20 protein-coding genes are annotated in these 19,877 nt (G+C 49.7%); 7 read left to right on the plus strand and 13 right to left on the minus strand.

Annotated elements, in window-relative coordinates; translation table 11 throughout:
* Positions 1-229: 229 nt before the first annotated feature.
* The 5 genes from HYT76_05850 to HYT76_05870 form a co-directional block, all read right to left on the minus strand.
* Positions 230-799, minus strand: coding sequence for a hypothetical protein (locus tag HYT76_05850; protein MBI2083074.1), 570 nt, complete (start codon positions 797-799; stop codon positions 230-232).
* Positions 800-1,212: 413 nt separating this feature from the next.
* Entirely contained in the window at positions 1,213-1,869 is a 657-nt protein-coding gene (locus tag HYT76_05855) for an endonuclease III domain-containing protein (protein MBI2083075.1), read from the minus strand.
* Positions 1,850-2,110 (minus strand): vegetative protein, encoded by a 261-nt coding sequence (locus tag HYT76_05860; protein MBI2083076.1) that lies wholly within the window; start codon positions 2,108-2,110, stop codon positions 1,850-1,852. The genes HYT76_05855 and HYT76_05860 overlap by 20 nt, the downstream gene beginning before the upstream one ends.
* Positions 2,100-2,375: a hypothetical protein gene (locus tag HYT76_05865; GenBank protein MBI2083077.1), complete on the minus strand. Its 276-nt coding sequence runs from the start codon at positions 2,373-2,375 to the stop codon at positions 2,100-2,102. The genes HYT76_05860 and HYT76_05865 overlap by 11 nt, the downstream gene beginning before the upstream one ends.
* Positions 2,372-2,659 carry a hypothetical protein gene (locus HYT76_05870; GenBank protein ID MBI2083078.1) on the minus strand — a complete coding sequence of 96 codons (288 nt, stop codon included), beginning with the start codon at positions 2,657-2,659 and terminating at the stop codon, positions 2,372-2,374. The genes HYT76_05865 and HYT76_05870 overlap by 4 nt, the downstream gene beginning before the upstream one ends.
* Before the next feature lie 101 nt (positions 2,660-2,760).
* On the opposite strand from HYT76_05870, the gene HYT76_05875 reads away from it, so the two are divergent.
* On the plus strand, positions 2,761-3,753 hold the full coding sequence (locus HYT76_05875; GenBank protein MBI2083079.1) for a response regulator: 993 nt from the start codon (positions 2,761-2,763) through the stop codon (positions 3,751-3,753).
* 7 nt (positions 3,754-3,760) lie between these two features.
* Here the strand turns inward: HYT76_05875 and HYT76_05880 are convergent, their stop codons facing one another.
* The 3 genes from HYT76_05880 to HYT76_05890 are packed head-to-tail and all read right to left on the minus strand — an operon-like array spanning position 3,761 to position 7,002.
* On the minus strand, positions 3,761-4,843 hold the full coding sequence (locus HYT76_05880; protein ID MBI2083080.1) for a hypothetical protein: 1,083 nt from the start codon (positions 4,841-4,843) through the stop codon (positions 3,761-3,763).
* A gap of 11 nt (positions 4,844-4,854) precedes the next feature.
* On the minus strand, positions 4,855-5,601 hold the full coding sequence (locus tag HYT76_05885; GenBank protein MBI2083081.1) for a slipin family protein: 747 nt from the start codon (positions 5,599-5,601) through the stop codon (positions 4,855-4,857).
* Positions 5,602-5,610: 9 nt separating this feature from the next.
* Entirely contained in the window at positions 5,611-7,002 is a 1,392-nt protein-coding gene (locus tag HYT76_05890; protein MBI2083082.1) for a nodulation protein NfeD, read from the minus strand.
* Positions 7,003-7,046: 44 nt separating this feature from the next.
* Here HYT76_05890 and HYT76_05895 point away from each other — a divergent pair, with 44 nt between their 5' ends.
* Complete coding sequence (locus HYT76_05895) at positions 7,047-7,814, plus strand: carotenoid biosynthesis protein (GenBank protein MBI2083083.1); 768 nt, start codon at positions 7,047-7,049, stop codon at positions 7,812-7,814.
* Here HYT76_05895 and HYT76_05900 read toward each other — a convergent pair.
* From HYT76_05900 to msrA, 5 genes are all read right to left on the minus strand, one after another.
* Entirely contained in the window at positions 7,785-9,035 is a 1,251-nt protein-coding gene (locus HYT76_05900; GenBank protein MBI2083084.1) for a hypothetical protein, read from the minus strand. The genes HYT76_05895 and HYT76_05900 overlap by 30 nt on opposite strands.
* Positions 9,036-9,085: 50 nt before the next feature.
* Positions 9,086-10,402, minus strand: a complete 1,317-nt coding sequence (locus HYT76_05905; GenBank protein ID MBI2083085.1) for a SpoVR family protein — start codon at positions 10,400-10,402, stop codon at positions 9,086-9,088.
* A gap of 6 nt (positions 10,403-10,408) precedes the next feature.
* Positions 10,409-11,518 carry a DUF444 family protein gene (locus tag HYT76_05910; GenBank protein MBI2083086.1) on the minus strand — a complete coding sequence of 370 codons (1,110 nt, stop codon included), beginning with the start codon at positions 11,516-11,518 and terminating at the stop codon, positions 10,409-10,411.
* Between the two features lies 1 nt (position 11,519).
* Complete coding sequence (locus HYT76_05915; GenBank protein MBI2083087.1) at positions 11,520-13,577, minus strand: serine protein kinase; 2,058 nt, start codon at positions 13,575-13,577, stop codon at positions 11,520-11,522.
* Between the two features lie 184 nt (positions 13,578-13,761).
* The gene (gene msrA / locus HYT76_05920; protein ID MBI2083088.1) at positions 13,762-14,772 is read right to left on the minus strand and encodes a peptide-methionine (S)-S-oxide reductase MsrA; all 1,011 of its coding nucleotides are present in this window, start codon (positions 14,770-14,772) and stop codon (positions 13,762-13,764) included.
* Positions 14,773-14,896: 124 nt separating this feature from the next.
* Here msrA and HYT76_05925 point away from each other — a divergent pair, with 124 nt between their 5' ends.
* From HYT76_05925 to HYT76_05945, 5 genes are all read left to right on the plus strand, one after another.
* Positions 14,897-15,688 (plus strand): YggS family pyridoxal phosphate-dependent enzyme, encoded by a 792-nt coding sequence (locus tag HYT76_05925; GenBank protein MBI2083089.1) that lies wholly within the window; start codon positions 14,897-14,899, stop codon positions 15,686-15,688.
* Positions 15,685-16,509 carry a pyrroline-5-carboxylate reductase gene (locus tag HYT76_05930; protein MBI2083090.1) on the plus strand — a complete coding sequence of 275 codons (825 nt, stop codon included), beginning with the start codon at positions 15,685-15,687 and terminating at the stop codon, positions 16,507-16,509. Before HYT76_05925 ends, HYT76_05930 begins: the two co-directional genes overlap by 4 nt.
* Positions 16,506-16,820, plus strand: a complete 315-nt coding sequence (locus HYT76_05935; protein ID MBI2083091.1) for a YggT family protein — start codon at positions 16,506-16,508, stop codon at positions 16,818-16,820. Before HYT76_05930 ends, HYT76_05935 begins: the two co-directional genes overlap by 4 nt.
* A gap of 133 nt (positions 16,821-16,953) precedes the next feature.
* Positions 16,954-17,367, plus strand: a complete 414-nt coding sequence (locus HYT76_05940) for a hypothetical protein (protein MBI2083092.1) — start codon at positions 16,954-16,956, stop codon at positions 17,365-17,367.
* Positions 17,358-19,865: a serine/threonine protein kinase gene (locus HYT76_05945; protein MBI2083093.1), complete on the plus strand. Its 2,508-nt coding sequence runs from the start codon at positions 17,358-17,360 to the stop codon at positions 19,863-19,865. The genes HYT76_05940 and HYT76_05945 overlap by 10 nt, the downstream gene beginning before the upstream one ends.
* The last annotated feature ends 12 nt before the right edge of the window (positions 19,866-19,877 follow it).

Below are 19,877 nucleotides of genomic sequence, written 5' to 3' on the forward strand. Positions count from 1 at the left end.
ATGAGAGCAGATTCTTTCTTTATCCTGCCTTGAAAAACTGCTGCCGTAGATTCTCTCAAATAATGCTATTTTAAGCTCAGTGGAATTCGCGAGCGGGCTGCTGTCTCTGATTCCTGATTGGCACATCTCCCGACAAAAATGAGTGAGTGAAATGCCCCTCAGAAATCGCTCCTTCCCCGTCAGTTTTTTTATCCGTTCATTGTAGACCTTCTGAAAGCTTGTCGAGGTATCAGGGCGATACATAATATTGTTTCAACCTTTCCAAAAAACCCAGCCTCTCTGCCCATCGTTCCAGATAACTGTAGTCTAACTCATCTGACAGGAGAGTGACTAGGTTTCTGATATCACGCTCCTGCATCTCTGAACGAGACTCTTTTGACCATTCAAGTTTGGCAAGAATCAAATCTTCAGGTGAAATCACATAGCCCTTAATAGAGCCTAACTCCTTCAATCTTCGTCTCTGAAATTGTTCACGTGAAAAAGGATCATTTTTACGGACAATCAGATCCACTTTAAAAATCGTTTCTTCATCAAGGATATTAAACATACGTTCGAGATTCAGCGCCTCCTGAACGGCTTCACGACTGATGTAAAACCCGTCCTGAAAAATTGTGATTAGCCTTTCCGTATCCCTGCTCTCAACCTCAATAACAATGTCAAAATCGTTGGTGGCACGAGGGTGGCCATAAAAATTCAAGGCCATAGAACCTGTCAGCATGTAGGGAATCGAGGCCCGGTTGAGACGCTCAATGACCCGCTCCAAGGTTTTTAATTCCGGGCTTTCTAAGAGAGTGGACATAAGATCAATCTTTATTCTGGCAATAAAAATATAGCAACCCCATCCAAATCCTTACCGAGAACCAACAACGAAAACGTTCCTTTGGGAAAGAACTGAACGGAGGAGATCAATGCTGTTATTGCCGATGTGAATGCTGATGGTAAGGCTGATAATAGAATCTCGTCCGCCAACAGATCCACTCAAGTAGCCTATAATGCAAGACGGTTTTCTCAAGATTTTATTGCCGAGGTTTCAAGAGTGATCGGTGATTTTCCATACAGACAAGCCTCCTCCTATTGGCGGCTTAAAGCTTTGGAAAAATGGTGCGCGGAAAATGCCCTTCATAATGATCCTGAAGGCGAATGCGCTAATGTGGGTGGGGGTTTAAAAGACTGAGGATCACTCCGTTTTATCCGTTGTAAAACCCTAACCCCTCACCTTTTGCCCGGCAAAAACTTCTCCCACGGGCAATGCCCACAATCCGGCTGGCGTGATTTGCACCAGTTTTTGCCGATGTTGACGATTAAGGCATGGAACTCGTTATACAAATTGGAGCGGGTGTCGGGCAAATGATTTTCAAAATACTCCTGAATCTCATGATAATCGGCCTCCTCGGTCAGAACCTGATGCCGCGTGAAGATCCGTTTCGTATAGGCATCCACGACAAAGATCGGTTTGTTTCCTGCGTACAACAGGATCGAATCACAGGTCTCCGGACCAATCCCTTTTACAGATAAAAGTTTTTCGCGGAGACCCTCTGTTCTCTCGGCAAACATCCGATCCAGATCGGCATCATACTCATCAATTAAAAATTTAAGAAAAGAACGGAGACGTCGCGTCTTGATATTGAAATATCCTGCGGGACGGATCAGAGAAGCGAGGTGGGACGGGGCGACCGCATACAACTTCTTTGGTTCGAGCAACCCTTCCTTCTTAAGATTCGCAATCGCCTTTTCAACATTTGTCCAATTTGTATTTTGCGTGAGGATCGCCCCGACACAGACCTCAAAAGGGGTCTCACCGGGCCACCAGTGTTGGGGGCCAAGTTTTGCGAGGGCGGCTTGGTAATAATCAAGCAGCTGGTGCCGCATCTGTCGCTGGCGCTGCTGGGGCCGGAGCTGCTGCCCCCTCTTTCACCCCCGCCTTTGCCTTATAATGCTCCTCACACAGGCCCAGCTTCACCATCGGCTTCCGGCAGTTTTCCTGATGACAGGTCTTGAAACGGCGATGAGGCAGATCCCCTTGCCGCCATTTTTTGTAATGAACATTACAGTACCCTTTTGCGCGATAGGGTCTTTTGCAATTCTCCACCTTACATTTTTCAGTCTCCATGATCGCTCCCTCCTATTGTTGAATGAACAAGATCAACCAGCCATTCTTCCGTCTGATCTTCTCCCCGGTAGCACCTCACCCGAACATGACCTCGAAACCTGGAAACAACCTCTGCGTTGCAATCATGAACATCCGGAAAGTTCCCCTGAATCACCGCCAACGCCCTCCTGGAGTCCCCTTCATCAAACTTTCTTTGCATATAACTCACCAGAAAAACCCCAACGAGAAGAACACCGACCGCTGCACTCCAACGCAAAAGCGTCATTGTCCGTTTTTATCCAAACCCTCTTTTTCAAGAACCTCTTCCAGTTTTTCCTTTTCCTTCTCGTCGATATTCTCCATCGCCGGTCCGGTCGGTAGATTTCTTTTCTTGAGGTAACTATCCACTTCCCCTCGAACCTGACGCACGATCTCCTGGATTAATGGGGCATTCAGAAACTCCCTGACATGATCTTTTACGGGACGCCCCTGATAGTCGAGTTGCAGGATAACCCAAAAAAGTGCTCCAAGAACCCCCAAGAAAAATAGCTTTCGCAGAAGCCAAAACATGCCCATGTTTTTGGGTATTTGAAGCAGGGTGTCAAGTGATGATTCTATCGTCTTTGGGATAGACTTTCTGCCAACGGGCCTGTAGAATTTATGAATCAATTATGGCCCCCCTTTTGGATATAGCGGCCGAATTTGGTCGTGCCCCCCGCGTTTTGATTGCCGACGACCACGAGGCCAATATCCAGCTCATTAAGTTGCAACTCAAGGGAACCGGTTATGAGCTCGACTTCGCCGTCGATGGGAAGCAGACAATCGAAAAGGTCGCCTCTTTTAAACCAGATCTCATCGTCCTCGATATCATGATGCCGGAGATGACCGGATACGATGTCTGCGCAAGACTCAAATCAGACAAGGAATATCGTTTTATCCCGATCATTATTGTCACCGCCCTTCAGGAGCTGAAAGACAAACTGAAGGCGATCGATCTCGGCGCGGATGATTTCCTGATCAAACCGTTCAATCGTCTTGAGTTAGAAACGAGGATCCGATCGCTGCTTCGTCTCAAGGCACTCTATGACGACCTGGAGACAAGTGAAAACATGCTGGTCTCTCTGGCCCAAACGATTGAAACAAAGGATCTCTACACACGCGGACATTCGGAGCGTGTGGCACGATACTCACGGCAATTGGCTCGAACAATTGGCCTCTCCGAAAGGGATCAAAACATGATTTGGCGCGGGGGACTGCTTCATGACATCGGCAAGATCGGAATCAGTGAAACGATCCTGCATAAACCAGGCCCCCTCACCGCTGAGGAAATGGCCGAGGTCCGGACCCATCCGATGAAGGGATACGAAATCTGTTGTGGTCTCAAATCGATCCACACCTCCCTCTCGATCATCAAGAATCACCACGAGCGATTCGATGGGTGTGGTCATCCTGATAAGATGAAAGGGGAAACGATCCCGCTTTATGCACGCATTGCAGCGATCGCCGATAGCTACGACGCGATGACGACGAATCGTCCTTACCGCAAGGCAATGAAACCGGACTCAGCAATCAAGATCTTGGACAAGGAAAAGGAGTGGGGTCAGTGGGATCCAAAATTGATCGATGCCTTTATCTCAATGATCCGATCGATTTACCGACCCTGAACACAGACTAGTCTTTCAAAAAAACAGCGAGCAGGTCGACGACAAAAAGCAACACAATCAAAAACTCAAGCACGAGCATCCAGGATTCATTCGCCTCTGCCCGGAGGACTTCGTAAAAATGGTCCAGATTCGAAAGGCGGCTTTGGATACTCTCCTTCCAGGTGGCGAGGTGAAACCGCTCCCGAGCGGCGAGGTAGACACGGGCCAGATACCAATCCCCAAAAAATTTGCTGATATTGGAGACATCATCGGTGATTTTCGTCACATCCATTCGGAAGCGTCGGAGTTTCGCAAGCCCCCTCCGAGCCAACCCGGAAAAATAAGGACGCGTCTTCTCAAGATCGTCGTAGGCCCGATCCAGATAGCGGTCCAACCTTTCATCCATGAGTACAAGTTCTTCAAGCTGTAGATTCGCGAGCTCCAGAACATGAAGGAGATCTTGAGGAGGACCTGACAGATCAACAACCAAGGCGGAGTCCCAATCAATGATCGTCGCATCTTCCTGGGTAAAACTGATGAAATGACGAAAGGTCTCGTCGATCTGTTGAGGGGAAAGTTTTTCGGGTTCGGTTTCGGCCAAGAGACCGGCGATCTCCTGTCGATGCTTGTCGACCCATTGACCCACATGAGTCGTCTCACCGATCCCCTGAAAGGTAAAAACGGTGTAGGCCTCCGGTATCCCCACCTTCTCACTCCCTTTCACAATATATTCCTGGAGATTTTTGACGACATCGGCACACAACTCATAGGCCGCAGCATCCAGAGGCTTTTCATTGTCCAGAACAAGCTCGTGAAATTTCATCAGATCGCCCACCGTCTGGACTTCAAACGGAACAGAAATCATGAGGGAAACCACCCCGACATCATAAACCCTCACCACGATATGTAGGGGAAGCCCACCAACCTTCCATGAATGCGGTCTCGGTTCGATCGTCAATGGTTTGTAAAAAGGGATATCTTTGGGAAAGGTCCGATCGGCCTGGACCTCAAATGGCATCGCCTTTTTGGAGAGGATCTTGCTGACCTTCTCTGTGCGGATCTCATCCGCTACATCGAAGGCGAAAAGATAGACAACCTCTCCTTTGAGCATGAAACTCCCCTTTAAGATTTTTTGATAAAGGGACTCAACAGATCAATCGGAATCGGGAAGATCGTCGTCGAATTTTTCTCTGAGGCGACCTCGACCAAGGTTTGCAAATAACGCATCTGCAAGCTCATCGGGTGATCCCCCATCATCTTCGCAGCCTCCACCAGCTTGGCGGCTGACTGAAACTCCCCTTCCGCCCGAATGACCTTCGCACGTCGCTCTCTCTCCGCCTCGGCCTGCTTGGCCATCGCCCGCTGCATCTCTTGGGGGAGATCGATATGCTTGACCTCGACGTTCGCCACCTTGATCCCCCACGGCTCAGTCTGGCGATCAATGATATCCTGCAGGGTATGATTGATCTTCTCCCGCTCGGAGAGGAGCCCGTCAAGTTCCGTCTGCCCCAGCACCGAGCGAAGGGTGGTCTGCGCCATCTGTGAGGTGGCAAACAGGTAATCCTCCACCGCCACCACAGCCTTATTGGCCTCTACCACCCGGAAATAGACAACGGCGGAGACCTTGACTGAAACGTTGTCTTTCGTAATCACATCTTGTGGTGGGACGTCGAACACGATCACCCGAAGCGAAATCCGCACCATCCGATCGATCGGCGCAAAGACAAAGATGATACCGGGTCCCTTCGGAGAGGGAAGCATGCGACCGAGGCGGAAGATAACACCACGCTCATATTCACGGAGAATCTTTATCGAACTCAGGAGATAGAGAACGACAAAGGCGATAAGGATCGAAGAAAACGAGTACATAAAACCTCCCTATATTTTTTTGACCTTCAATTTCATTCCGGCCATCGATAGAATCCGAACCTTGTCTCCTGCCTGTAAAGATTCTTCCGAAAGCATCTCCCAGATTTCACCCGCGATGTAAATCGTCCCTCCTGCCTCGACTGTCCCTATCTGACCGACAAGCCCCTCTGCCCCCACAGGACTTCTCTGACGTTTTGCACGGATCGCAAGTCCTGTCAGGAATAAGGTCAAAAGCCCCGTTGCGATAACAATCGGCAGGACAATCTTGAGCGATAACTGCATAAAATCGGCCGCTGAGTCCATTAAAAAGAGGGAACCGAGAAGCATGCTGACAATCCCGACCATCGCGAGAAGTCCGTAACTCGTGACAAATGCCTCCGCGACAAAAAGGGCGATCGCGAGGACAATCAGAGCGAGCCCGGCGTAGTTCGTCGGCAGCGTGTGAAAGGCATAAAAGGCCAAAATGATACAAATGAGTCCAGCAACCCCCGGAAACCAGGTCCCCGGATGAGTAATCTCAAACAGCAACCCATAAAAACCGAGCATCATTAAAATATAAGCGATATTCGGATTGATCAGGACATCGAGGATCCTTTGACGCATCGTCATCGGGATCATGGAGGGAACTGCCTCCTTTGTTGAGAGCGTCACCCTCTTCCCGGAGGCAAGCGTTATCTCCCTCCCATCAATTTTTTGCAGGAGCTCCCCCAGATCCTGGGCGACATAATCGACAACATTCAGTTTTAAGGCCTGCGTCTCCCCCTCCGAGATACTCTCCTTCACCGCCCGAACCGCCCAATCGACATTCCGCCCCCGCGTCTTCGCAATCGTGCTGACCCAGGCGACGGTGTCATTCAAAATCTTGGCATCGTGGGGGCTCGCGTCGCCCCCTCCATCCCGCCTTGGCAACGGCGGGGATGGAGCCTCCCCTTCAACGGCCCTCTGGGCCTGGTTCTCTTTCTTCTTTTCACCTTCCTTTTCCTTTCTTAACGACTTCAAAACATCCTTTAACGACTCTTTTTTTCGTCCGGGACTCTCTCCAAACTCGACCGGATGCGCGGCACCGATATTGGTCGACGGGGCCATCGCCGCAATATGAGAAGCCAATGTGATAAACACGCCCGCTGAACCGGCTCGTGAACCGGACGGGGCGACGAAGACAACGACCGGAATTTCGGCATTCAGGATTTTTTTCACAATAGTCCTTGTGGAAGAAAGAAGCCCTCCCGGCGTATCGAGCTGGATCACAATCGCTTGATCCCCGTCTTTTTCAGCCTGCTCAATCCCTTTTTCAATATACTCCGCGGTGATCGGATTGATGATCTGGTCATTGATGGTGAGGATGGAAATTTTCTTGATCGGGTCGGCAGAAAGTATCAGAAGAGGAAGACATATGAGCAAAAAATAAATGGCAATTTTCTTCATAACGGTGAATCTCTAATACCATGCAATCCCTCTTACTTACAATCCAAAACCGCCCTTACGTCGTTGCCTTCCTGATGGCATTTCTCGTCATCGGCCTCTTGAACCGCGGTCCTCTCCGCACACTCCTCTTTTTGATTATCGGTTACACGATCGCCTTCCTCTCTGAATTTTGTTCGATCCGTTGGGGCTTCCCGTACGGAATGTATCACTACATCTACGAAAACATGAAAGGCGAACTGATGCTCGGCGGCGTTCCGGTCTGGGATTCGATCTCTTACGTGTTTATGGCGTATGCCTCATATGAAATGGCTAATTGGATAAAAAAATGGCGGGTCCTGCCCCGGGCTCAAGCCCAGTCGTGCTCACCCGTTGCGCGCGACTGGGCACCCCCGCCCGGGTCACCCGCCATTTTTTTATCCTCACTGCTCATGACCCTCCTCGACATCATGACCGACCCCCTCGCCGTCCGTGGCGATCAATGGTTCTTGGGCAAGATCTTTTACTACCCCAACGGTGGTATTTATTTCGGTGTCCCCCTCTCCAACTTCGCGGGGTGGTTTTTGGTGGGGTTGGTGATTTTCTCGCTTTATGAATACGCGGGAAAAATCGCAGGGGCGACCGGCCGGTCGCCCCTACGAATACCCTTCTTGGGACCCCTCTTCTATCTCTCGATCATGGCATTTAATGTTGTGATCACCTTCGCTATCGGAGAATGGGGACTCGGTTTTATCGGCCTGATGATAATTGGATTCATTGGCTTATTCTCCTTCCGTCGTTGCCGAACCTAATTCCTCAAGGATCTTTCGAGCCCCATGGCTGACAACAGGATCGTCTGGTCTTTCAGCAAGCAATCTCGCCCAATCTATCGCCTCATCCACCCTTCCCTTTGCGAAGAGAGAGAGCATGTCGATCGCATCTCTTCGTCTCTGTTCGGACTGGGACGGGAGGAGATCGGACCAGAGAAGGTACCGTTCATGCTGACACCAAAATGCGTCCGGTTTGAATCCATCCACTACTGCATCCGCCAAGGTATACTGAAGATAACGAACAACAGGATGGGGGTAATAAGTGAGACGGGTTGACAGCGCCATCTGCTCTTCCGGAGTCTGACAACTTCCTGTCAGTTGGAAGATTCTCTCAGCTAATTTAAACCGATCCCCCTCATCCACCGCCTTTGCCAATTCCCCCCAAACAACCTCCGGATCTTGTTTGATGCCTGTCCTCCCCACAGCCCATAGATTACGTAACTCAACAGAGATAATCGGTTCCAAGGCAGAGGAGGCTGCCCTTCTGACCGCTTCATCCAGGTCGGGTCGTTCACTGAGAGACACCAATTCACCTATAAGGGATGTGACATTCTCTCCCTTCGCCTGTACTCTTTCAATCTCTGTCCTCAGAAGAGCAACATCTTCCAGGGTCACGGTCGCGAGACGTCTCGAAATCCTCAACGCCTCATCCGGAGTCAGTTGAATCGAAGGAGATTTCCCTGCCTTCAAAAAATTTCTGATCTCTCTCCTCCCCTGCCGATCAAAGTTGAAGACACCAAGCAGCGCTGCTTGCGTGAAGGTGTCAACCCAACTCGCCCCTGTGAAACGACCAACGATAAGGTCGATCAGATCCCAGGTCAGGCCGAGGCAGAGTGTCACGCCACGCAGCATCTTGGCCGCCGGGAAAAATGCGTGGCCGATCAGATTCAGTCCTGTCACAAAACCGGAACCTAGAATCAGGGCATCATGGAAGGAATCCCGACTCTCCCCAGAAAAGAGGTGCACGCCAGCGCGAGCAGATTGCCAGAGGGCTGTCATGGCAGCTACTGGCGCCAGACATCGCGCGATCGGAATATTTTTAATTTTTAGATTAGAAAATTTCTGAAAACCCCTGCCGACTTCCTGAAAAGAGGTGTAGTCCTCCAAGAGTTCTCCGACCCGCGGAATCCCCATGAAAAACGCGGTCCCGAGACCTGAAAGGCCAGTAACGTTATCGACTACAACTGCCGTGGATTCAATCATTTGACGAAATTATCGGCCTTCTTAAGGATTAGTTTCGAGGAGATACGGGCTTAAGTCATTCGCTGTTCCCGGTGCTCCTCCCCGTCAAAACTCATCAGTTTCGGGATCCCCTCGACGAGCGTTTCGATGTAAACCGTTTTTTTCCAGAGGCCGTACAGATTTTTCAGGGTATCCTTCGCCCAATCGATCCGGAGATCGACCCCTTCATGCAGATGCTTCAGGCAGAGCTCCCCGCGGCCGGCATGATTTCCATCCTGAACCTGAATGATCGGGTTCCCGAGATTTGTGAGACTCATCAGTAATTTTTCCTTCACCTTCTTGAAATCCCGATCGATGATCTCGTAGGTCCCATTCGCCTGATTGAAACCGTAGACGAAAAACTTCTGGTCTTCACAAAAAGCCTCCGTCAAAAACTCATCGATGAAAGTCAGATCATTATGAAGGGCCCTCGCCTGGAAAATCTTCTGCCGGCCAAAACGGCGCTCAATATCCCGCAAAAGCTCCATCCCGATCTTGTACGGATTGAGTTTCCCCGGCTGCGGAGAAACCGTCGCCGAGTGATGGCTGGCATAGTCAATCACCTCACTGTCGTTTAGCGCCTTCTCCGTCATGATCTTCGAGTGCCAGTACGCGGCCCATCCTTCATTCAGTATTTTTGTCTGGGCCTGAGGAGAAAAATAACACTGCTCTTCCCGAATAATCGAAAGAACCTCTCGTTCCCAATCCTCCAGAGGGGCCTGTTCGATCAGAAACCAAAGCAGATCGCGTTCGGGAAGATGACAAACCGGCTCTTCAATTGACTGCTGCAGCGCCACCGGCGACTCCTCTTCCAAAAACCGATGCGCTGACGGCCTTTTTCTTTTTGCCCCAGGGTTGTGAATGTCGATCAAATTTTCGAGGGACAGACATCGGTCGACAAAACATTCTACCTCGTTCAAACCAAAACGATTGATATAACGATAAATCTTGGCGCGGTGATTCCCCATCTCATCCATCATCTTGCGATTGGTATGTGAAAAATAATGATTGTTCTTAAAAAAATCGGCATGCCCGTACACATGGGCCATCACCATCTTCTGATCAATAAGGCTGTTCGATCGAAGGAGATAGGCGTAGCAAGGATCGTTGTTGATCACCATCTCGTAAATCTTCGAAAGACCGTAGCGGTACGACTTGCTCATCCGCTCAAATTCCATTCCGAACCGCCAGTGAGGGTAACGGCTGGGAAACCCGCCATAGGAGGCGACCACATTGATCTCATTCCAATCTAGGAGTTCGAAGATCACCTCGAAAAAATCGAGTCCGAAGTCCTTCGCATATCGGAAGATCGCATCACGCGCCTGTTTTAATTCCGGTGTTAAAGACATAATTTCCTATCGTCCTTTTCCCAAGAAATCCTTGATCGAGTGATAGATCGCCTCCCTCGAGGCAATCTTCGAGGTCATCACCCGTTCATGACTTGGGAATCTCTCAATCAAGTCTTTCAGAAACTGACCGCTCCCGTATTCACTCTCGACCTGACCGTAACAAAAGACATTGACCCGCGGCAGGATCTCTTCCGAAAGAAGTTTCAGACACTCCTGGGTGTCATTGCCGGACCAGTTATCACCATCAGAAAAATGAAAAGGATAAATGTTCCACTCTGTGGATGCATACTTCTCCTTGATCATTTCCAGCGCCAGCTTATAGGCCGAGGAGATGATCGTTCCCCCGGACTCTCGCGTCCGATAAAAAGTCTCCCGGTCTACCTCACGCGCGACGGCGTCATGCACGATGTAGCGTGTTTCGATCCCCTTGTACTGAGAGCGAAGCCAGGTATCGATCCAGAAGGATTCGATCCGAACGATCTCTTTCTGTTCGGCCCCCATGCTGCCGGAAACGTCCATCATATAAACAATAAGCGCATTTCGTTCCGGACGCCTCGTCTCTTTCCAGACACGGTAACGACGATCCTCCCGATAAGGAACCACCTTCGGACTTCGATAGTCATAACTCCCGCTCATGATCTGACGCTTCAGCGCCTGCCGGTAGGTCCGCTTAAAATGACGAAGTGATTCAGGTCCGCTGGATCGGATGCTGGTATATCTTTCTTTTTCGGCCGCTAGCGAGGCGTCCCCTTTCGGTTCAATCCGAGGGAGTTCAAGCTCCTCCCCCAGTATATTGGCCAATTCATCCAGTGTAATATCCACCTCAATAATATGTTCCCCAGGTTCATTCCCTGCCTGAGGTTTTCCCCCCTCCTCATCCCCAACACCAATCACCGTCCCCGGTTCTCCGTCCCCTTGACCAACCCCTCCCATCTGCCGTGATCCATAGGCAAAACGGGGGATCTCGATCTCCGGCAGAGGGATGCTGATGACATCCTGCCCCTGGCGGCCGATCAGTTCTCCTCGTGTAATAAAGCGTCGGAGCTCTTTTTTGATACGACCCTGGATGATTTCCTTGAAACGGGCGTGATCGGTGTCGATCTTCAGAAATGACACATTAACCCTTCCCTTTTACATCCCCTCTCGCAAAAATACTCGACACATAGGAAAGGACATCGCTTGAGCAAACCTCACAGTAAGCAGAATTCTTCACGAGGCGATTTTTGACTACAGCAATTTTGTCCTGAAATTCCGGATCCGAAGCGGGGGAGGCAAGACTCGTCAGCCGGATTGAATCCTTCTGATCCTCAAAAAGCTTCAGCTCCAGGGCATGGCGGAGTCTCTCATTCGTCTTGTAGTTGAAGACCTTTCCTTCAATGGCCAGCGCCCCTATATAATTCATGATCTCCCGGCGAAAATCATCCTTTCGCCCCTCAGGGATATCAATCTTCTCCTCGATCTGTCTCATGAGCCGTTCATCCGGCTCCTCGTACTGACCGCTATAACGATTCTTTACCTTTTCGCGCTGCGTGTAGGCCTTCACATTATCAATATAGTTGGCGCACAACCGGGAGATCGCATCTTCATCGGCAGCGACCGCCTGCTGAACTTCATGCTTGATAATATCCTCATACTCATCCTTCACGACAGAAAGAAGCTCAAGATAGCGCTTCCGTTGCTCATCGCTCTTCAGCAATGAGTGATGTTTGAGACCACTCTCCAACTCGCGAAGCACCATGAACGGGTTGATACACCCTGCATCCCGATCCATCACGAGGGCATTTGAAATTTTATCCTGAATATAACGTGGCGAGATCCCATCCATCCCTTCCCGAACTGTCTCTTTTCGGAGCTCCTTAACGCTCTCCTCCGTGTAACCAGGAACCGCCTTTCCATCGTAGAGTTTGAGCTTTTGCATCAGCGTGAGGTTGGCCTTTTTGGGCTCCTCAAGTCGCGTCAGAACAGACCACATCGCCGCCATCTCCAGCGTATGGGGGGCAATATGCTTTCCTCGAATCCTTTGAGAATTAAAATCCCTCTCGTAAATCCTGATTTCCTCATGCAGCTTCGTGATGTAAGGAATGTCAATCTTGAGCGTTCGGTCACGAAGCGCCTCCATGTATTCATTGTTTTGAAGCTTCCGGTATTCCGCCTCATTGGTGTGCCCCAAAATGACCTCGTCAACATCCGTCTGGGCAAATTTCTTCGGCTTGATTCGATGTTCCTGGGACGCCCCGAGAAGATCGTATAGAAAGGCGACATCGAGCTTCAGCATCTCAATAAATTCGATCATCCCGCGATTCGCGATATTAAATTCCCCATCGAAGTTAAACGCCCTCGGATCCGAGTCTGAACCATACTCCGCGATCTTTCGGTAGTTCATATCCCCTGTCAGCTCTGTCGAGTCCTGGTTCTTTTCATCCTTCGGCTGGAAGGTTCCGATCCCCACGCGATCTTTCTCGGCCAAAATCAGCCGTCGGACACGGATATGCGAGATCACCTTCTTCCATTCGCCGTGATAGCGATTCAGCAATTCCCGATAGATAAAACGACACGGAGGACAGAGATCCCCGTCAACGCGGATCTTGCGATCATTCGGCGCCCCCTCATTCACCTTTTCAAAAAACTTTTGCCGGATTTCGAGCGGGATCAAATGAATCGGCTCCTCATGCATCGGACAGGGAAGCATTTCCTGATTCCCGAAAATGAGGGGATCCCCTCCATTTTTGACCCAGTAAAAGGTATATAACGCCCCTTCGGGGGTTCTCGAATACGCCTCAAGCCCTTTTTTCAGGAGACGCGCGATCGTGCTCTTGGAACTTCCGACAGGACCGTGCAAGAGAAAGAGCCGTTTCTCGGCCCCATAACCCATCGCGGATGCCTTGAAGATATTGACCATCTTCATCAGGGGGAGATCGAGCCCAAAGATCGCATCCTTCCCATTCTCCAGGGGATCGGTAAAAAACTTGTAACGCGTGATGACTTTTTTACTGTCGGTGTACTCCTCGGTTCCGTGGGACAGGATCATATCGTAGATCCTTTGAAATGCGGTCCGAGAGATCCTCGGATTTTTCTTCACGATCTCGAGATACTCATCAAAGCCCCCTTCCCATGAGAGATCCTGATAGTGCCTCTCATCGCAGAGACCTTGAACAACATCACTCAAATTTGGCATATCCCCCCCTTTTTGCATTTCGCCTAGAGAATTGGCGAAATGGCTCCTCAAACTTTTGCCTTATCTCCGGAAAAAATCTGAGGATCCTTTTAATGGGGAGTTAAAACTGAGAAAGAACGATTGGATTTTACACTAATTTTATCAGCCGCAATTCCTTTTGTCTATATAAGGAATTGACGCACCCCTACTTCTTTTCAAAAAGAGCCTTGTATTCCCCATACCCCTCTTTTTCCAAAGACTCCTTAGGGATAAAACGAAGCGAGGCGGAGTTTATACAATAACGGAGACCGGTTGCCTGCCTGCCGTCAGGCAGGGTGCGAGGACCATCAGGGAAAAGATGCCCGAGATGGGACCCCGCCTTCCGACTCTTGACCTCAGTCCGGACCATAAAATGACCCTGATCTTCCTTTTCTATAATGTTCTCGGGGTTTAAGGGCCTTGTAAAACTGGGCCACCCGGTTCCTGAATCAAATTTATCGAAGGAACTGAAAAGAGGCTCGCCGGAGATAATATCGACATAGATCCCCTCTCTCTTGTTATCCCAATACTCGTTTTGAAACGGGAGCTCAGTCCCGCTACATTGCGTGACCTCATATTGGAGGGGGGTTAATGTTTTTCTTAAATCATCACCCGAACGTTCTCTGCATTCTCCCTCGCCCCACGTCTCTTCCAAATAATCATCCCGACCGGAATGGGATCGATAGAGGGAATATCGAAATGGGTTTTTTCTGGAATAGTCCTGATGGTATTCCTCCGCGCGGTAAAAATGCCCCACCGGCAGGATCGGAGTGACAATCGCCTTCTGAAACCTGCCGGAATGGCTCAACTCTTTTTTCGATTTTTCAGCAAGTTTTCTCTGCTCGTCGTCATGATAAAAGATCGCCGTCCTATACTGGCTTCCCCGATCGATAAACTGCCCTCCCGAATCGGTCGGATCGATCTGACGCCAGAAAAAATCGAGGAGTTCTGAATAGGAGATCTCCTTTGAATCGAAGGTCACCTGAATCGCCTCGTAATGGCCTGTTGTCCCACGAGAGACCTCTTCGTATGTCGGATCCTCTTTCTGACCTCCGATATAACCGGAGGCAACCTCCTTGACCCCCTTCAATTCATGAAAGGCATGCTCGACACACCAGAAACAACCACCGGCAAATGTCGCCTGAGTTAAGACAGAAAATCCCTTTTGAAGTGCCATCGGTCTCTCCATCCCCTTTTGCATCTCCATCTTACAGGAGAGACTCAGGATGATCATCAGAAATACCGTGGAGACAAGTCTTTTCATTTTCATCGCTCCCCCTCTTAGTGTAAGAGAGGGAGTTATGTTAAACAAGCCCCCCCCGGAAGGGGGCGTTACTCAGGGCCTTGAAGAGATCAAAGCCCGGATCGAATCTGCCTGTCACCGTTCTAAACGCTCGGTATCCGAGATCAGATTAATTGCGGTGGCCAAAGGTCAACCGGTGGAAAAGATAGCTGAGGCGATTCGAGCTGGCGTTACCGATATCGGTGAGAATTACGTGCAGGAGATGTTGGAGCATCGGGAAGCTATTGGTAAGAGCGGGTGGCTCGGGTCGGGCGCCCGCCCGCGCGCAACGGGTGAGCACGGGTGGGCGGAACCCGAGACAGGACCCGCTCTAATTCACTGGCACTTCATCGGACACTTACAAAAAAACAAGGTCAGAAAAATCATCGATGACGTCGAACTGATCCATGCCGTTGATTCCCCCTCCCTCGTGCAGGAGATCCACAATCAGGCCAAGAAGGTCGGCAAGGAACAATCGATTCTCCTCGAAATCAATCTCGGTCAGGAGGAATCAAAGTCAGGATTTCCCTATTCAGATGAACTGTTTGATCTGATTCCACAAATAAACGAACTCGATTCCGTCTTGCTGAGAGGCCTCATGGTGATCCCCCCTTTTGACGAGGATCCAGAGAAGACCCGCCCCTTTTTCCGACATCTGCGAGAGATACGAGACAAAATTAATTCTAGAAAACTCTACAAAAACCAACTAACAGAGCTCTCGATGGGGATGACACACGATTTCGAGGTCGCGATTCAGGAGGGGGCGACGATGGTGAGGATCGGGACGGGAATTTTTGGGCCACGATTATGAAAAAAACAAAAATAAAACTCGGTTTCATCGGCTGCGGCAACATGGGTCAGGCGCTTGTCACCGCGCTCATAAAGAAAAAAATATTCAAGGGCTCAGAAATCGGTGCCACAACACTTCACCCTGAAAAGAAGCGGCTCCTTCGAAAAAAATACAAGATTCAACTCTTCGATACCAACGCAGAGTTGGCACAATCCGCACCGCTGATCCTGCTCGCCGTAAAACCACAACAGATGAAAGAGGTCCTGCAGGAAATCGCCGCCGTGATCACCCCAAGACATCTCGTGATCACGATTGCTGCTGGCCTCGATACCCTTTTTTATCTCCGCTTTCTCCCAAAAGGGACCCGACTGATTCGGGCAATGCCGAATACACCAAGCCTCCTCGGGATGGGAGCCACCGGCCTTTTCTCAGCGCCCTCCGCAAAAAAATCAGATCGCCAATTGGCGCTCAAGATTTTTTCCGCCGTCGGCAAGGCGCTCTTTATCCCTCAGGAAGAATGGCTCGATATTGTGACAGCACTCTCTGGGGCCGGACCTGCCTTCGTCTATCATTTTATTGACTCCATGATTAAAGGGGCGACACAGCTCGGTCTCCCGGAAGAAATTGCCCGCCCCCTTTTTCTTGAAACGGTCAAGGGGGCGGTTGAAATGATAAGGTCTGTTAAAGAGCCGATCGACGTCTTAATATCACGAGTCGCCTCGAAGGGGGGGACGACAGAGGCGGGACTTAATCTTATGAGGGAAAAAGGTTTTGCTGAAATTCTGAGACAAACGGTCGAGGCAGCAACAAACCGAGCAAAGGAGCTCCGAGGCCAAACATGACCTTTTTAGGCTATCTCGTTCTTACTGTCGCCAGAATCCTTGGATTCTTCATTGATATCTACACATTCATCGTTGCGATTGCGGTCATTATCAGCTGGGTAAATCCTGACCCCTATAACCCGATTGTCCGCTTCCTCCACCTCGCTACAGAGCCGGTTTTTCGAAGGGTAAGACGCCTGATCCCCTCCTCTATTTTCTATCGAACACGAATCGATTTCTCTCCATTAATCGTCTTTATCTTATTGATTATATTAGAGACTTTCGTCATTGGCCTCCTGAGGGAACTAGCAAACTCGTTGTTATCAAAATAAGAAGAAACTGTTGATAAGATCTTGGAACGCTAAAAGATTCGTTGATTTGGCAAGGTTATTGCCTTAGAATGGAGACAAAAGTCCCAGTCGTCGGTGGGGACAAAAAACCCACGGGGATTATCCGAGAATTAATATGCCGATTGACCGTTTAATCCATACTGATCCAAACCTCCGTCGCGTTGGAGGTGTCTTGGATCAACCCGACAAGAGGCAACAACAGCAACAAGAAAAACAAAAAGATAAATTTGAAAAAAAACCGTCTCTCTTGAAAAGAATCCTGGCGATGGATGGAAGCAGAAGGAGAGGCACAAGCCTCCTGGGACAAAAACCGAAGAGATTGACCCTTCCGACTCAGAGGGGTCCGGCTCATGATTCTTTAGAAGAGGAAGAAGGAAGCCTGACCTTTACAGAACGAATCCTTGTCCTTTGGGGGATTTTAGGGAAAGATGGCAAACCTCGGCCGGGAGTGATCCTAACTTACGTGTTAATTCTCGGCATGTTTCTCGGGGCCTCATTCTTAATCATTGGGATGATTCTATGGCAGTAGAGGATGTAAAAGGGGCAGAGAAAGAAGAATCTTCATTCGAGCCAAAACCGTTTGGCCGCTATGTCCTTTTGGACAAATTAGCTGTTGGTGGAATGGCGGAGATTTACAAGGCGAAGACCTACGGTGTCGATGGTTTTGAAAAACTCCTCGCCATCAAGAGAATCCTTCCTCATTGCGCCGCAGACAAAGAATTCATCAGCATGTTGATTGATGAGGCGAAACTTACCGTCCTCCTCTCCCATGCCAATATCGTCCAGGTTTTTGATCTGGGAAAAGTTGGCGATGACTATTTCATCTCGATGGAATTCATCAATGGCACCAATCTGCGCGAGGTCATGACCCGATTGGCTCAAAAAGGAGAAAAACTGCCGGAAGAGATCGCCGTCTATATCATGAGCGAATGTTGCAAGGGGCTCGATTATGCCCATCGAAAAACCGACTATCAGGGAATTCCATTGAACATCGTCCACCGGGACATCAGCCCCCAAAATATTCTTGTTTCTTTTGAAGGTGAAATAAAAATCGTCGATTTTGGAATTGCGAAGGCGGCGATGAATGTTTCCCACACGATGGCCGGCATTCTGAAAGGGAAAATCGCCTACATGTCTCCAGAACAGGCTTTGGGAAAACCGATTGATCACCGAACGGATATCTTTTCGGCAGGGGTTGTCCTCTACGAGATGTTGACCGGGGAAAAACTGTTTACGGGAGAAACACAGTTTGAAGTCTTAAACAAGATTCGAACAACCCGTCTCAACACCACAATGCTCCCCGAACAACTTCCCGCCTCAGTCAAGGCGATCCTCTGCAAGGCCCTCGCTTACAATCCAAAAGATCGCTATCAAAGCGTGGGAGATTTTCAGCTCGATCTGACGAAATTCCTTTATTCCTCATTTATCGATTTTTCACCGAGACATCTCGCCTCCCTGCTCCAAAAAATGTTCTCAAAAGAGATCGCCAGAAAAGCGGCCATCCCTCAACTCGACGACAAGACAAGGTCCGTCCTGATCAAGCAGGCAGAGCAAGAAGACATCATGGTTCATGGAAGCTCTCAGCCACGGGCAGCGGTGACGCAAAAAACGGCGGTTTCCGGGATCTATTCCCTCCCCGGAGTCAAAAAGGCAGGGCGAATGGCGATCGGTCTCGGCATCCTGGCCGCTGCAGCCGGTCTTGGTTACTTCGGCTATCAATTTTTCAAACCGGAGGCAAAACGAGAGGTGGTTGTTCAAAAAACAACACCGGTTCAAAAAGAGAGGACACCGCCACCAGCGGCTCCAGAGGCGGTCGATATCGGAAGTTTCCGGGTAGCAACGAATCCCTCCGGCGCCCAGATATTTTTGAACGATGCCGATACCGGACTGACAACCCCCTCCACACTCCAGAAACTCCCGTTGGGAAGGGAATACGAAATCCGGCTTGTGAAAAAACAGTATAAGGAATTCAAAAAGAAATTTGCCCTCATGACGACCGAACCGATCCTGATTGATGAGCCTCTCGAGGCGTTGCCACTTGGCGTTATCGATATCAGCTCGTCACCCGCCGGCGCCAAGATCTTCCTTGATGGTCAAAATACCGGGAAGGCCACTCCCTCGAAAATCGAAAATCTTCATGTCCCGAAGGATTATCAGATCAAATTGGCATTAGAGGGGCATGCCGACTGGTTTGGAGGGGTTCAGGTCAAAGATCTGGAACCGGTAAAGCTGATTGCAACACTGACGAATCTTCCCAAAATCGAACAACCCTCTGCCCCTCCCCCCTCAACTGCAGAAAAACCCAAGGCAGCTCGATACGGGAAATTGGATATTCGATCCAACCCTTCTCAGGCAAAAATTCTTCTCGATGGAAAAGATACCGGAGAAGTAACCCCTTCCACTTTTGACCAGCTTGAAGCAGGCAGAAAACTCAACGTCACCCTGCAGAAAGAGGGATATGAAGCCTGGAGTCGTCGAGGCCTTACCATCAAGGGAAATGAGACCGCTAATGTCAGCGCCTCTCTCAACCCGGAAATTAAAGAGGAGGCAAAACCGGAGCCGCATACTCCCACAACAGCGGCGATCGGCGGAAAACCGGCATCACTTAAATTGGATTCGGAACCGTCAGGGGCCGATGTTTATGTCAATGCTGAGTTCAAGGGAACAACACCCGTCACGGTTACCAGTATTCCTGCAGGTGCCGTGAAGCTTTTGATTTCGAAACAAGGCTACTTGCGTTATTCATCGAATATCACGCTCGATGCCGGGGAATTGAAATCATTGGGGACAATCCAGCTCCAAGGCCTCTTCGGAGAAATCAGCATCAATTCAACTCCTCCACGGGCCAATATCTATTTCGACGGAGATATGATCCCCCCCAAGACACCGGTCACAATCAACAAAGTCCCACGAGACCGCAAGCATACCATTCGCATTCAGCTCGATGGCTACGAACCTTGGGAAACGACCGTGGATCTCAGCTCGGAAGGAAATAAAAAATACAATGCTGTTTTGGAAAAAAAATGAGGAGGTCATTTA

This window comes from Deltaproteobacteria bacterium (assembly GCA_016180845.1).
In the GTDB taxonomy this organism is placed as follows: Bacteria; UBA10199; UBA10199; order JACPAL01; family JACPAL01; genus JACPAK01.